This is a genomic window from Mycobacterium sp. (assembly GCF_019243155.1).
GTDB lineage: Bacteria > Actinomycetota > Actinomycetes > Mycobacteriales > Mycobacteriaceae > Mycobacterium.
The window spans coordinates 1-13,310 of sequence record NZ_JAFAUS010000402.1 but is presented as its reverse complement, the minus strand read 5'-3'; the positions used below and the strand labels follow the sequence as shown (position 1 = coordinate 13,310).

The following is a 13,310-nucleotide window of genomic DNA, read 5'->3' as shown; positions in this document are numbered from 1 at the left end:
AGCACCCTGCGCGCTTCTCCTACTTCGCCACCCTCCCGCTACCCGACGTCGAAGCCGCTGTGCGCGAAGCCATCCGCACGACGGACAGCGGAGCGGCCGGCATCATCGTCATGAGCAACGCCAGCGGGCAGTACCTCGGTGACGCCGCTCTGAACCCGCTGTGGGAACACCTGAACGCGTCCCCCTCGGACACCCTTGTTGCAGTGAGAGTTGCAGCTCACCGCGGCGAACACTCTGTTGATCCAATTCCCCGCACGCCGTTCCGCTTTCGTCGAGGCCCGACGACAACTCGAGTCCGCACGTAGGCTGGAGGGCGGATTATGAACCCGCCACACGGCTTTCTCCGGCGATCGGCGACGCGCACCTTCCGCGACCGCCGCGAGGCCGGGCGCGCGGTGGCCGAAGAGCTGTCGTCCTACCGCGACAGGGACGACGTGCTGGTGTTCGGGCTGGCCCGCGGCGGCGTTCCGGTGGCCTGGGAGGTCGCCACGGCGCTGCACGCCCCGCTGGATGTGTTCCTGGTGCGCAAGATCGGAGTCCCGGGGTGGTCGGAACTCGCCATGGGCGCACTGGCCAGCGGCGGCGGCCTGGTGATGAACGACGATGTGGTCTCCAGCCTGCGTGTCACCGACGAGCAGGTGCGCGAGGTAATCGACAGCGAGACAACCGAACTCACCCGACGCGAGCACGCCTACCGGGGCGGTCGCCCGATGGCCGAGCCGCGCGGCAAGGTCGCGATCTTGGTCGATGACGGCATCGCCACCGGAGCCAGCATGCTGGCCGCCGTTCGCGCCGTGCGGGGCGCAGACCCGAAATCGATCGTCGTCGCGGTCCCGGTGGGGCCGGATTCAACCTGCCGCGAGCTTGGGCAGGAAGCCGACGACGTGGTGTGCGTGACAATGCCGCCCGGTTTCGAGGCGGTCGGACAGGTCTACGAAGACTTCCACCAGGTCAGCGACGATGAGGTTCGCGAGCTGCTCGATACGCCCACGGACTGAGACCTCTTGCGAGAGCAGCTATTTGGCGGGCTCGTCGCCGCGGCCCTCCGCGGAGACCTTCGACTCCTTGGTCGCGTCGGCATCCTGGACTGTCTCGTGGCCACCGGTTTCCGGCTGGTCCTCTTCTTCCTCCGGGTAGTCGACGTAAGCGTCCTCGCCGTCGGCCGGCTCCCGAGCCGCAGCTTCGTCTTGGTCATCAATGCCTGCGTCGCGACGCTGGCGCTCGCGTAATGCGTCGATGATCAACAGCACAACGCCCAAGACGCTGGCGCCGATGCACACCCATGCCACCAGCTCATTGCTGGTGACGACGGCGAATACCAGGGCGACGAGCCCGATCAGGGCTAATACCAGGGCGATGATGAGCATCAGTCATCCTCCAAGCGACGAGCGGAAGTGCCAGGTCGTGTGCAGGCCGAATATGCCAACCACGAAGCTTGGCGAAGGTCCCGCACGCCTTCGAGGTTAGTTGTTACCCCGATTGAATTGGTCGAACCCGCCGGCGTCGGCGCTGGAGTCGACCGGGGCCGCCGACCCACGCTGACCGAGTTCCTCCAGCTGGGACTCCAGGTAGGTCTTGAGCCGGGTGCGGTACTCGCGCTCGAAGGTGCGGAGTTGCTCGAGGCGACCTTCCAGCACGGTGCGCTGCTGGTTGATGGTGCCCATGATCTCGGAATGCTTGCGTTCGGCGTCGGCCTGCAGTGCGTCGGCCTTCTCCTGCGCCTGTCGCAACTGCGTCTCGGAGCGGGTCTGGGCGTCGGACAGCATCGCGTCGGCGCGTTGGCGGGCGTCGGCGACGGTGGTCTCTGCCGTGTTCCGAGCCTCGCTGAGGATCTGGTCGGCGTTGGCCCGGGCATCGGCCAGCATCTTTTCCGACTCGGACTTGGCGGTGCTGGTCAGCCGGTCGGCGGTGTCCTGCGCGAGGGTGAGAACGCGGGCGGCCTTCATGGCCTGCTCTTCGTTGTTCACCGCGGCGGCGGGAGCAGCGGCGGCGGCCACTGGGGCGGGCTTGACCGGCTCTGGCTCGGGGACGGGAATCGCCTGAGTGGGAGCCGCGGCGGCAGCGGGCGCGGCACCGGAAGTACCGCCACCGGAAGCCAGCTCCTGGTCCAGCTCCTCGATGCGTTGACGCAGATCGCTGTTCTCTTCGATGAGCCGCGTCAGCTCGGCTTCAACGAGATCGAGGAAGGCATCGACCTCATCTTCGTTGTAGCCCCGCTTGCCGATCGGTGGCTTACTGAACGCCACATTGTGGACGTCGGCTGGTGTAAGCGGCATTGTTTCGTCCCCTCAAGTTCCTGTCGAACGTTCTGGAAAGTGTAGAACGCAGTGGTAGCCGTAGCGCAACTGCCGTCCATCCTGTCACACCAGACGCGACCGTTGCCGATTAGCCCAATAAATAAGGACCAATTTCAAACAGTAAGGCCAATAAAAACCGAAACCTTAGAGTTTTTAAATCGCGGGCATCAAACCGAAGCTAAAGCGTGGCCGAATCGTCTCCGCGGTTCTTGGGCGGCTTACGTTTGCGCCGCGCCGAACGCCAGTTGCATGCCGATGAACGCGACGAGCAGCAGCACCATGATGGAGAGGTCGAAGCGGACCGCGCCGATGGTGAGCTGCGGAATGAGCCGGCGCAGCAACTTCACCGGCGGATCGGTGATCGACAGGATGATCTCGAGGATCACCACCGTGATTCCGGTCGGATGCCAGTCACGGCTGAACGACCGGATGAACTCGACGACGACACGAGCGATGAGCAGCAGCCAGAAGATGAATAGCGCAAACCCAAGGATCTGAAAGAACAGCACCAACTGAAGAGCCCCGACCTTACCGATGAGATGTCAAGTGCCGCGGCTGGCACGGCGCCTGCCAGCGTACCGACTCCGCGCAGCGACGACACATCACACGTGGTCACCAACGGTTTCAGCGCAGGAAAACAGCCATGGACGGGCCGCCGCCGAACGCCGCCCTCAAGCGGGGCGGATGCGGCTATTGGTATGCGTAGAAACCGGTTTCGGCGATCCGTCGGCGCTCTTCGGGTGACACATCGACGTCGGCGGGCGAGAGCAAGAACACTTTGGTCGCCACCTTGTCGAACGAGCCGCGCAGCGCGAAAGCCAAGCCGGCGGCGAAGTCGACGAGGCGTTTCGCGTCGGCGTTGTCCATCGACACCAGGTCCATGATGACGGGTGTGCCGTCGCGGAACCGCTCACCGATGGTGCGGGCCTCGCTGTAGTCCTTGGGGCGCAGCGTCGTGATCTTCGAAAGCGGGTGGCCCTCTTCGAACATCATGGCCATCCGGCGCGGGTCCATCGCGAGCGCACCGCGGGTGGAGTTGCGCAACCACGACCCGAAGCGCGGGCCGCCCCTGTCGCCCCGGTCGAAATCGCGGGGGTGGACGGCGCCATAGCGGGGCTCCTCCGCGTAGCCACCGCGGAAGCCGCCGGACGGCGGGTAGTCGGCCGGCTCGCCGCCACGCGGGTCGTCGTATTCGCGACCTTCAAACCGACCTTCGTAAGGGCCGTAACCGTCCTCAAAACGGGGCCGCGGGAAACCGCGGGAAGGCGCCCGATCGTCGTAATACTCGTCGTCATAGTCGTCCATCGGGGCCATGCCGAAATAGGCCTTGACTTTGTGCAGTGTGCTCATTGTGCTGACCCCTTCTAACCCCTGGGATTACTGGTGTTAGTGATGAACTTGTTACTACTGTGACTACTTACGGTGACGGTAGCCGTCGCGGACCCAATAGCGCGGTACCGACACGCACACATGTCGAACCGTGTTTGACGGCAATTTCGAAGTCATCGGACATGCCCGCGGAAAGCCCCACCGCGTTTTGATGCGTTTCGAGCACCCGCTGGTGCTCCGATCGCAGCCGGTCGAAGGCCTCGTCGGCATCCCACGCCTGCGGCGGGATTCCCATCAACCCGGCCAGCTCGAGGTTCTTTGCGTCCTCGACCTGCGCGCAGACCTCGTCGACCGCCCCGGGCCGCGACACGTCGACACCGCCGCGGGACTCGTCGCCATCGAGACTGACCTGAACGTAGACGCGCAGCGGGTCGGCGCGACGCCCGTCGGACAGGGCCGCCGATACCCCGCGATCGAGCGCGGTCACCAACTGCGAGCCGTCGACCGAGTGCGCGGTGTGCGCCCAGCGGGCCACCGAGCGCGCTTTGTTCCGCTGAATGTGACCGACCATGTGCCAGCGCGGCATTGTGACGTCCGCCCGCCGCGACGCCGACAGAAGTTTGGTGACTTCAGTCACTTTCGCCGTCGCTTCCTGATCGCGCGATTCGCCGACGGCCCGACAACCCAATCGGGACAGAATCGCTACATCGGTTGCCGGAAAGAATTTGGTAACCGGCACAAGTTCGATTTCGGTGACATTGCGACCCGCGGCTTCGGCGGCCACCGCCAGTCGTGAACGCACAGCCGCCAATCCAAGTGTCAATTCCGTTTCGCGGTCACTTCCGCTTCCTGGGGCCGGCATGTGCACCGCCATCAATTCACTCGATCCAGACGAGCGACGCCAGTCGCCCGGTCGGCGCGTCCCGGCGATGACTGAACAGCGTCGAGTCGTCCACCGTGCAGCGCGGATCGATGTCGATCGCCTTGACGCCCAATTGCTTTAGCTGGCAAGCGATTCCGGCTCGCAGGTCAAGCCCGGGGGTTCCGGCGGCCGTCGTGGTGCGGCTGCCGGGCAACGTCGCCTCGACGTTATCGGCCATCGCCGCGGGCACTTCGTAATTGCGCCCGCTGACCGCCGGGCCCAGCAGAACCGAGATGTCGTCCGGCTGCGCCCCCTGCGCCACCATGGCCTCCACCGCCCGGGCCACCACTCCCCGCTGGGCGCCGACGCGTCCGGCGTGCACGGCCGCGGCCACTCCGACGCGGGCATCGGCCATCAACACCGGCACGCAGTCGGCGGTCACCACGGCCAACGCCAGTCGCGGGGTGCTCGTCACCAATGCGTCGGTGCCGTCCACCACGGTGTCGCGCGGCTCGTTGACCACCTCGACCCGGTCGCCGTGGACCTGGTTCATCCACACCACCCGGCCTGGCCCCAGGCCGATGGCCGCCGCCAGCCGGGCGCGGTTGGCGGCGACCGCCGACGGGTCATCGCCGACGTGGTCGCCCAGGTTGAAGGTGTCGAACGGCGGCTTGGACCGACCGCCCGCGCGGGTGGTGGTCACCCGCCGGATGCGAAAGTTCACGTGACCAGTATCCGGAGCGCACTGCCCGCCAGTGGGCATCGCCATCCGGCCCCTCATGTTTCTTGGCCGGTCTGTCGCGCACTGGCAAGCAAATCGAGACCTCAGCGACGCATGAACGGCGGCACGTCGACGTCATCGTCGTCGCCGCCGATGTTCAGGGTGGCCCCATTGGTCTGAAGCGGCACGCTGACGGCGTCGACAGGCTCGAACAACGTCGAGGTGAGCTTGCCGGCCCTCGCCGATTCGATCCGGTGTGCGCCGCCCTTTTCCTCGGTGCTGCCGCCGATGACCGGCTTGCGACCGGCGCCGGTGGCATCGAAGCCCGCGGCGATGACCGTGACCCGCACCTCGTCACCCAGCGAGTCGTCGATCACCGTGCCGAAGATGATGTTGGCGTCCTGATGTGCGGCGTCCTGCACCAGCGAGGCCGCCTCGTTGATTTCGAAGAGGCCCAGGTCGCTGCCGCCGGCGATCGACATCAGCACGCCGTGGGCGCCTTCCATCGACGCTTCCAGCAGCGGCGAGTTGATCGCGATCTCGGCGGCCTTAAGCGAACGGCCTTCCCCGCGGGCCGAACCGATGCCCATCAAGGCGGTGCCCGCGCCCGACATGATGCCCTTGACGTCGGCGAAGTCGACGTTGATCAGGCCCGGCGTGGTGATCAGGTCGGTGATGCCCTGCACACCGTTGAGCAGCACCTCGTCGGCGCTGCGGAACGCGTCCATCAGCGATACCGCGGCATCGCCCATCTGCAGCAGCCGGTCGTTGGGAATCACGATCAGCGTGTCGCAGCTCTCGCGCAGCGCCGAGATGCCGCTTTCGGCCTGGTTCCCGCGCCGCTTGCCCTCGAAGGAGAACGGCCTGGTGACCACGCCGACGGTCAATGCCCCCAGCTTGCGGGCGATGCTGGCGACAACGGGTGCGCCGCCGGTGCCGGTGCCGCCCCCTTCGCCGGCGGTGACGAAGACCATGTCCGCCCCGCGCAGCAGTTCCTCGATTTCATCCTTGGCGTCCTCGGCCGCCTTGCGGCCGACCTCCGGGTCCGCGCCGGCGCCCAGACCACGGGTGGAGTCGCGACCGACGTCGAGTTTGACGTCGGCATCGCTCATCAACAACGCCTGCGCGTCGGTGTTGATGGCGATGAACTCCACACCCTTCAGACCCTGTTCGATCATCCGGTTCACGGCGTTGACGCCGCCGCCACCGATACCCACGACCTTGATGACGGCCAGGTAGTTATGCGGGGGGGTCATCATTCGTCTTCCTCCCTGATGGGCTCATGCTCTCCCCGGTGGTGTTCCTCCCGGACGTTCGCGGCTTCCTGGCAAACTCTCAACCTCAACCATAGAGTTAGAGTTATGTCAAGTAGTTCCGCGCAACCAGAACGGTATGGGTATGGCGCGCGCGAACCGCGCAGGCGCGCCGAGTGGCGCCGCGCAAATTTTTTCTCGCGGGTGCGGCGGTTACTTGACCGTCGGCAGGTCGGGACTGGACACGTCGTAGGTCTTCCCCGGCTGGGTCAACAGCGCGGCCAGCTTCTCGGCCTTCTCGTCGGTGCGGTCGGTGGTCCCCCAGATCACCACGCGCCCATCGCCCAACGTGAGGGTGATCGAAGCGACCGAGGGGGCCGCTACCCGACCCACCTGACCCGCGACCTCGGGACGCAGCGCAGTCAGCACCTGCAGCGCGGCCTTCGTCGCCGGATCGTTGGGCCCGGGATTGGCGACATCGAGATACGGCAGCGCCGGTGGCGGCGGGCCGGTTGCGAAGTCGACGCCGTCGCGGTCGAACAGGTGTGGGCCGTCCGGAAAGTCCTTCACCGCCACGGGAACTCGCTCGACGATCGTGATGCGCAGCGCCGACGGGTACTGCCGCTGAACGCGCGCGCTGGCCACTCGCCGGATCGCCGCCACCCGGTCGGCGACCAGGTTGGTGTTGATCTGCAACAACGGCGTTCCGGTCCGCACCCCCGCCGCGTCGAGCACCTCTTCGCGGCTCACCTCGCCGGTGCCGACGACGACGATGCTGCGCGCCGACATCGCCGGCGTGAAATACAGGATCAGGGCGAGTCCTACCCCGACGACCACCAGCAGCACCGTCACCAGCAGCATCTTCAGGCCTCGAACGACGCCCCGCGCAACGGGTTTGGGCTCGTTGACGGGTCGTCCACCGGCCCGGCGTTTGGCCTCCCGGCGGGCTTCCTCGATCGCGGTGGCGCGAGCCTGCGCGGCGCGGCGCTCGGCCCGTTCGCGGCGGGCCTTACGGCGCGGCCCCTCGAATTCGTCCTCGTCGACCGACAATTGGGGCTCGCCCGGTCCGAGGAAGAGCGGTTCGGTGACCGCGTTGCCGAGATCGTCGCTTCCCCTGGCCGGTTCCCCGACCACCTCGGTCGGTGCGACCCCGGGGGGCTCGGGGTTCGGCTCGGTCATCGCAGGACTCCCGGCCGGCCGGGTGCGCTGCGGTTGGCCCGCACCCGCAGCGCGGTCACGATCTCGGGCCCGAGCAGGGTCACATCGCCGGCGCCCATCGTGACGATGACGTCGCCGGGGCCAGCGGCCGCGGCCACCTGTTCGGCGGCGGCGGAGAAGTGCGGCAGATAGCGGACCGGGGCGCTGACGTGTTCGGCGACGGTGGCGCCGCTGACACCGGTCAGCGGTTGCTCGCGCGCGCCGTAGACGTCGAGGACGAACACCTCGTCCGCGGCATCCAGCGCGCGACCGAACTCGACCGCGAAATCCTTTGTGCGCGAATACAAATGCGGCTGGAACACCGCTATGCAACGGCCGGCGCCGCTCTGCTCCAGGATCGTGCGGACTGCCGCGAGCGTTGCGCTGATCTCTGTGGGGTGGTGAGCGTAGTCGTCGAACACACGCACCGCGGCGTGGTCGTCTCCCGCGGTGCCGACCAGTTCGAACCGTCGGCGCACACCCTCGAAGCCGGCCAACCCGTCGAGCACCGCGTCGACCGGGGCGTCGATCTCGGCGGCGGCCAGCAGCGCGGCCAGCGCGTTGAGCGCCATGTGCCGGCCAGGCACCGACAGGCGCATGACCCGCGGATGTTGTTCGCCCGCGAGCTGGATGTGCGCGACCGCCTCGGTGCCCTGCTGCTCCCAGGACACCAGGGTGCCGGCCAACGGTTCCGGCGACGGGCCCGCAGATCCGTAGCGCAGCACCCGAATGCCGAGCTCGGCGCTGCGCCGGGCCAACGCGGCCGATCCCGGATCGTCGATGCAGACCACGAGCGCGCCGCCGGGGGCGAGCCGCTCCACGAAGGCGTCGAACACCCCGACGTAGGCGTCGGCGCTGCCGTAGAAGTCCAGGTGGTCGGTCTCGATGTTGGTGACCACGGCGACGTTGGGCGTGTACTCCAGCAGCGAGCCGTCGCTTTCGTCGGCCTCGGCGACGAAGCAGTCGCCGCTGCCGTGGTGGGCGTTGGTGCCGGCTTCGCCCATCTCACCGCCGACCGCGAACGACGGGTCGCGCCCGCAGTGCTGCAGCGCAACGATCAGCATGGACGTCGTCGTGGTCTTGCCGTGGGTGCCGGTGACCATCAGCGTGGTCCGGCCCTCCATCAACTTGGCCAGCACGACCGGTCGCAGGATCACCGGGATGCCCCGCCGCCGCGCTTCGACGAGCTCGGGGTTGGTCTTGGGGATGGCGGCATGCGTGGTGATCACCGCGGTGAGGCCGTCGGGGAACTCGTCGAGCACCGACGCGTCGTGCCCGATCCGGATGATCGCGCCGCGGGCCCGCAGCGCGTGCAGGCCACGCGACTCCTTGGCGTCGGAGCCGGATACCGACGCGCCACGGTCCAGCAGGATGCGGGCGATGCCCGACATGCCGGCTCCCCCGATGCCCACCATGTGCACCCGCTGCAGCTCCGGGGGTAACTCTTCGGCGGTCACCGCCGCCCCCGTGCGATGTTCAATGCGGCCTCGGCGACCTGGCGAGCCGCTTCGGGGTGTCCCTCACGCGCGGCGGCCGCGGTCATGGCGGCCAGCCGCGGCGGGTCGTTGAGCAGGCCGGACACCTCCCGGGCGACCAGGCCCGGCGTCAGGTCCGCGTCGGCGACGATCATGCCGCCGCCCCCGTTGACCACGGGCAGCGCGTTGAGCCGCTGCTCGCCGTTCCCGATCGGCAGCGGCACGTAGATGGCGGGCAGGCCGACGGCCGACACCTCGGCGACGGTCATGGCCCCCGACCGGCAGATCGCCAGGTCGGCGGCGGCGTAGGCCAGGTCCATGCGGTCCAGGTAGGGCACCGCGACGTAGGGCGGGTCGCCCGGCTCCGGGGTGCGCAGGTCGAGGGTGTTCTTGGGGCCGTGGGCGTGCAGCACGGACACGCCGGCGGCGGCCAGGTCGGCGGCGGCCGCCGAGACTGCCCGGTTGAGCGAGACCGCGCCCTGGGAGCCGCCGAACACCAGCAGGACGCGCGCGTCGTCGGCGAAGCCGAAGTGGGCCCGCGCCTCGCCCCGCAACGATGCCCGATCCAGGGACGTGATGGTGGCCCGAACCGGAACGCCGACCACCTCGGCCCGGGGCAGACCGCAGTCGGCCACGGCGGACAGGATCTTCTCGGCGCTTCGGGCCCCGACGCGGTTGGCCAGCCCCGCGCTGGCGTTGGCCTCGTGGATCACCACCGGCACGCGGTTTCGCGAACGAAAAGGCCCGGGGAAGCCACGCGCGGCGAGGTAGGCAGGCAGCGCGACGTAGCCGCCGAAGCCGATGACGACGTCGGCGTCGACGTCGTTCAGCACCGCCCGGGTTTCGCGGACGGCGCGCCACACCCGCGAAGGCAGCCGGGCCAGGTCACCGTTGGGCTTGCGTGGCATGGGGACCGGCGTGATCAGCTCCAGGTGGTAGCCGCGTTCGGGAATCAGCCGGGTGTCAAGCCCGCGCGATGTGCCCAGCGCGGTGATCCGGACCGCCGGATCCAGCGCGGACAGGGCGTCGGCGACGGCCATCGCCGGTTCGACGTGCCCGGCGGTGCCGCCGCCCGCGATGACGACCGATATCGGCTTAAAAGACGACAACGCGGCACCGGCGGGCGAGGGGCTTACCCCCCGCCCGCCGGCCGGTTCCCTGACCGTGTTGTTCACCCGTAACGCTGACCTTCCAATGCTCTAGCGCGTCGTGGTTGACGCCGGCCGGCTGCCGCAGTGGTGTAGCGCTGGCCAGATCCATGATGCCCCGAACGACGCGCCGGGCGGGCACCTGTCCGGGTTGAAGCCCGCCGCAGCGCTGCGTCACCGTTGCGGGAACCCTTTCTCGACGGTGGCGCGGCGGCCTTTCGCGCCGCGCCTTGGCCCGGGCGCCTGCGGTCGCGGAACGCCTCCAGGCGGGTCGGCACATAGGGCTCGGGAAGCGGCAGCCGCAGCAAGCGGTTCACCTTGTCGTCGCGGCCGGCCCTCAAGGCCGCCACCGCCTCTGGTTCGTGGCGGGCCGCATTCGCCATGATTCCGATCATGAAAAGCGTTGCCGCCGTGGAGGTTCCGCCGGCAGATATGAGTGGGAGCTGAATACCCGTGACTGGCAGGATCCCGATCACGTAGCCGATGTTGATGAACGCCTGACCCAGCACCCACATCGTGGTGGTGGCGGTCAGCAGCCGCAGGAACGGGTCGGCCGACCGGCGCGCGATCCGCATCCCGGTGTAGGCGAACAGCCCGAACAGGACCAGCAGTGCGAACGCGCCGACGAAGCCCAGCTCCTCGCCGATGATCGCGAAGATGAAGTCGTTGTGGGCGTTGGGCAGGTAGTTCCACTTGGCCACGCCCTGGCCCAGGCCGTCACCGAAGATGCCGCCGTGGGCCAGCGCGAACTTGGCCTGGCGAGCCTGGTAGCCGGTGTCCATCGGGTCGTTCTCCGGATCCAGCCAAGACTTCACCCGGTCGGAGCGGTAACCGGCGGACATGGCCAGCACTGCGCCCGCCATGAAGACCGCCAACAGCGACGTGCCGAAGACTCGCAACGGCAGCCCGGCGTACCACAGCAGCGCCAGCAGGATGATGCCCAGCGACACCGTCTGCCCGAGGTCGGGCTGGGCCACGATCAGTGCCAGCGCGATGACCGCCGCCGGCACCAGCGGGATCAGCATTTCGCGCAGCGATGCCCGCTCCATCCGCCGGCCCGCCAGCAGGTGCGCACCCCAGATGGCGAACGCGATCTTCGCCAGCTCGGAGGGCTGCATCGAAAAGCCAGCCACCACAAACCATTTCCGGGAGCCGTTGGCCAGGTTGCCGATCCCGGGAACGAGCACCAGGACCAGCAGGATGACGGTCACCACGTACCCGGTGAAGGCAACACGGCGAATGAACCGCACCGACATCCGCAAGGAGACATAGCAGGCGAACAAGCCGATGACCGTCCACAAGACCTGCTTGCCGAAGATCACCCATGCCGATCCGTCCGCGTCGTAGGACCGCACCCCCGACGCCGACAGCACCATGATCAGTCCGAGGATCGTCAGCAGCCCCGCCACGGCGATGATCAGGTGAAACGAGGTCATGGGCCGGCCCAGCCAGGCGCCGAAGCGGGCGCGCGGTCCACGTTCCGGGTCTTTCGGCGCGGGCTTGGGTTTGGACTCTTTGTGAGCCTCCGACGTGCCGGTGTCGGCTTCGGCTTCCGTCTCAGCCGCGGTGTCCGCTTCTGCAGCCGCCTCCGGCTCGCCCTCGGCTGTCGCCTCGGTTCCCTTGCCCCGGCGTAACACCCGGTTCAGCGAGATACCCACGCCGGCCTACTGGACGGCGGCGCGCACGGCGGCCGCAAAGACGTCGCCGCGGTGGGCGTAGCCGTTGAACTGGTCGAACGACGCGCCGGCCGGCGCCAGCAGCACGGTGTCGCCCGGCTTGGCCAGGCCGCGAGCCGCGGCCACCACCGCGCGCATGACGGATGCGCTCAGATCCCCGTCCAAATGTTTCACTTCTGTCACATCTGTACCAAAAACCTCAGCAGTCGCATCCATACCAGCATCCTCGCCTGTCACAACCTGGACGACAGGGACATCCGGCGCGTGTCGCGATAACGCCTCTGCAACCTCTCGCCGATCTCGGCCGATCAGCACCGCCCCGACCAGCCGGGAAGCGATCCTGGCGACCTCGGCGTCCAGCGACGCGCCCTTCAGCAAACCGCCCGCGACCCAGACGACGCGTGGGTAGGCCAGCACGGACGCCTCTGCGGCGTGCGGATTCGTGGCCTTGGAGTCGTCGACGTAGGTGATCCCGTCGGCAACGGCGACGACCTCGGCGCGGTGCCGGCCCACTCGAAATGACGCGATCGCGTTCGCGATCGCGTCGGCGGGCACGTCCACCGAACGCGCCAGCGCCGCGGCGGCCAGGGCATCGAGGATGCCCACGGGGCCCGGCACCGGGATCGAGTCGACCGGCAGCAACGCCAGATCCTCGGCAAAGGCGCGGTCGACCAATTGGCCGTCGCGCACCCCGACCTCGCCGGCGGCCGGTTCGCCCAGCCGGAAGCCGACCCGCACCGGCGCCTGCGCGGTGTCGAGCAACGCCGTGGCGCGGGCGTCGTCGAGTCCGACCACCGCCACCCGGCCGTTGAGCACCCGGGCCTTCGCCGCGGCGTACTCGGCCATCGTTGAATGCCAGTCCAGATGGTCCTCGGCGATGTTGAGCACCACGCCGGCCTCGGGCCGCAACGAGGGCGCCCAGTGCAGCTGGAAGCTCGACAGCTCGACGGCCAGCAGCTCGGAGGGTTGGTCCAGCACGTCGAGCACGGGACTGCCGATGTTGCCGCACAGCACGCTGTTGCGCCCCGCGGCGACCAGCATGGCGTGCAGCATCGAGGTCGTGGTGGTCTTGCCGTTCGTCCCGGTCACCACCAGCCAGCGGCGCGGCGGCCCATAGTGGCCCCCGGCGTCGAGGCGCCAGGCCAGTTCCACGTCGCCCCAGATCGGCACGCCCGCCTCGGCGGCGGCGACCAGCAGCGGCGTCGTCGGCGCGAAGCCGGGGCTCGTGGCCACCAGCGCGTAGTCGCCGATGCGGTCGATTGCGGTCTCCGTGTTCGCGGTCGCCACACCGGCGTCGGCGAAGGCCCGCAACGTGGCCGGGTCGTCGTCGCACAGGGTGGGCGCCGCGCCGA

Annotated in this window: 12 protein-coding genes and 2 pseudogenes; 2 read left to right on the top strand and 12 right to left on the bottom strand. The window is 68.4% G+C overall.

Going from position 1 to position 13,310, the window contains the following annotated elements; genetic code table 11:
- Positions 1-305, top strand: a pseudogene (locus tag JOZ00_RS20720) (amidohydrolase family protein); the annotation flags it as partial.
- A 9-nt stretch (positions 306-314) separates the two neighbouring features.
- Positions 315-998: pseudogene (locus tag JOZ00_RS20715) on the top strand (phosphoribosyltransferase); the annotation flags it as partial.
- An 18-nt stretch (positions 999-1,016) separates the two neighbouring features.
- On the opposite strand, the gene JOZ00_RS20710 reads toward JOZ00_RS20715, so the two are convergent.
- From JOZ00_RS20710 to murD, 12 genes are all read right to left on the bottom strand, one after another.
- On the bottom strand, positions 1,017-1,367 hold the full coding sequence (locus tag JOZ00_RS20710) for a hypothetical protein (RefSeq protein WP_293347297.1): 351 nt from the start codon (positions 1,365-1,367) through the stop codon (positions 1,017-1,019).
- 96 nt (positions 1,368-1,463) lie between these two features.
- Positions 1,464-2,276: a DivIVA domain-containing protein gene (locus JOZ00_RS20705; RefSeq protein ID WP_293347295.1), complete on the bottom strand. Its 813-nt coding sequence runs from the start codon at positions 2,274-2,276 to the stop codon at positions 1,464-1,466.
- A 239-nt stretch (positions 2,277-2,515) separates the two neighbouring features.
- The gene (locus tag JOZ00_RS20700; protein WP_293347292.1) at positions 2,516-2,809 is read right to left on the bottom strand and encodes a YggT family protein; all 294 of its coding nucleotides are present in this window, start codon (positions 2,807-2,809) and stop codon (positions 2,516-2,518) included.
- 178 nt (positions 2,810-2,987) lie between these two features.
- On the bottom strand, positions 2,988-3,647 hold the full coding sequence (locus JOZ00_RS20695; protein WP_293347289.1) for a cell division protein SepF: 660 nt from the start codon (positions 3,645-3,647) through the stop codon (positions 2,988-2,990).
- Between the two features lie 67 nt (positions 3,648-3,714).
- The gene (locus JOZ00_RS20690; RefSeq protein ID WP_293347286.1) at positions 3,715-4,500 is read right to left on the bottom strand and encodes a YggS family pyridoxal phosphate-dependent enzyme; all 786 of its coding nucleotides are present in this window, start codon (positions 4,498-4,500) and stop codon (positions 3,715-3,717) included.
- Between the two features lie 4 nt (positions 4,501-4,504).
- A complete protein-coding gene (gene pgeF / locus JOZ00_RS20685) occupies positions 4,505-5,212 on the bottom strand; it encodes a peptidoglycan editing factor PgeF (protein ID WP_293347283.1) in 708 nt (235 codons plus the stop codon).
- A 101-nt stretch (positions 5,213-5,313) separates the two neighbouring features.
- Positions 5,314-6,465 carry a cell division protein FtsZ gene (gene ftsZ / locus JOZ00_RS20680; RefSeq protein WP_293347280.1) on the bottom strand — a complete coding sequence of 384 codons (1,152 nt, stop codon included), beginning with the start codon at positions 6,463-6,465 and terminating at the stop codon, positions 5,314-5,316.
- Positions 6,466-6,675: 210 nt separating this feature from the next.
- Positions 6,676-7,641 (bottom strand): cell division protein FtsQ/DivIB, encoded by a 966-nt coding sequence (locus tag JOZ00_RS20675; protein WP_293347277.1) that lies wholly within the window; start codon positions 7,639-7,641, stop codon positions 6,676-6,678.
- On the bottom strand, positions 7,638-9,116 hold the full coding sequence (gene murC, locus JOZ00_RS20670; RefSeq protein ID WP_293347274.1) for a UDP-N-acetylmuramate--L-alanine ligase: 1,479 nt from the start codon (positions 9,114-9,116) through the stop codon (positions 7,638-7,640). The genes JOZ00_RS20675 and murC overlap by 4 nt, the downstream gene beginning before the upstream one ends.
- On the bottom strand, positions 9,113-10,309 hold the full coding sequence (gene murG / locus JOZ00_RS20665) for an undecaprenyldiphospho-muramoylpentapeptide beta-N-acetylglucosaminyltransferase (protein ID WP_293347271.1): 1,197 nt from the start codon (positions 10,307-10,309) through the stop codon (positions 9,113-9,115). The genes murC and murG overlap by 4 nt, the downstream gene beginning before the upstream one ends.
- A complete protein-coding gene (ftsW, locus tag JOZ00_RS20660) occupies positions 10,306-11,940 on the bottom strand; it encodes a putative lipid II flippase FtsW (protein WP_293347268.1) in 1,635 nt (544 codons plus the stop codon). Before ftsW ends, murG begins: the two co-directional genes overlap by 4 nt.
- A 6-nt stretch (positions 11,941-11,946) precedes the next feature.
- Positions 11,947-13,310, bottom strand: a 1,364-nt coding sequence (gene murD, locus JOZ00_RS20655) for a UDP-N-acetylmuramoyl-L-alanine--D-glutamate ligase (protein WP_293347265.1), incomplete at its 5' end; no start/stop codon positions are given.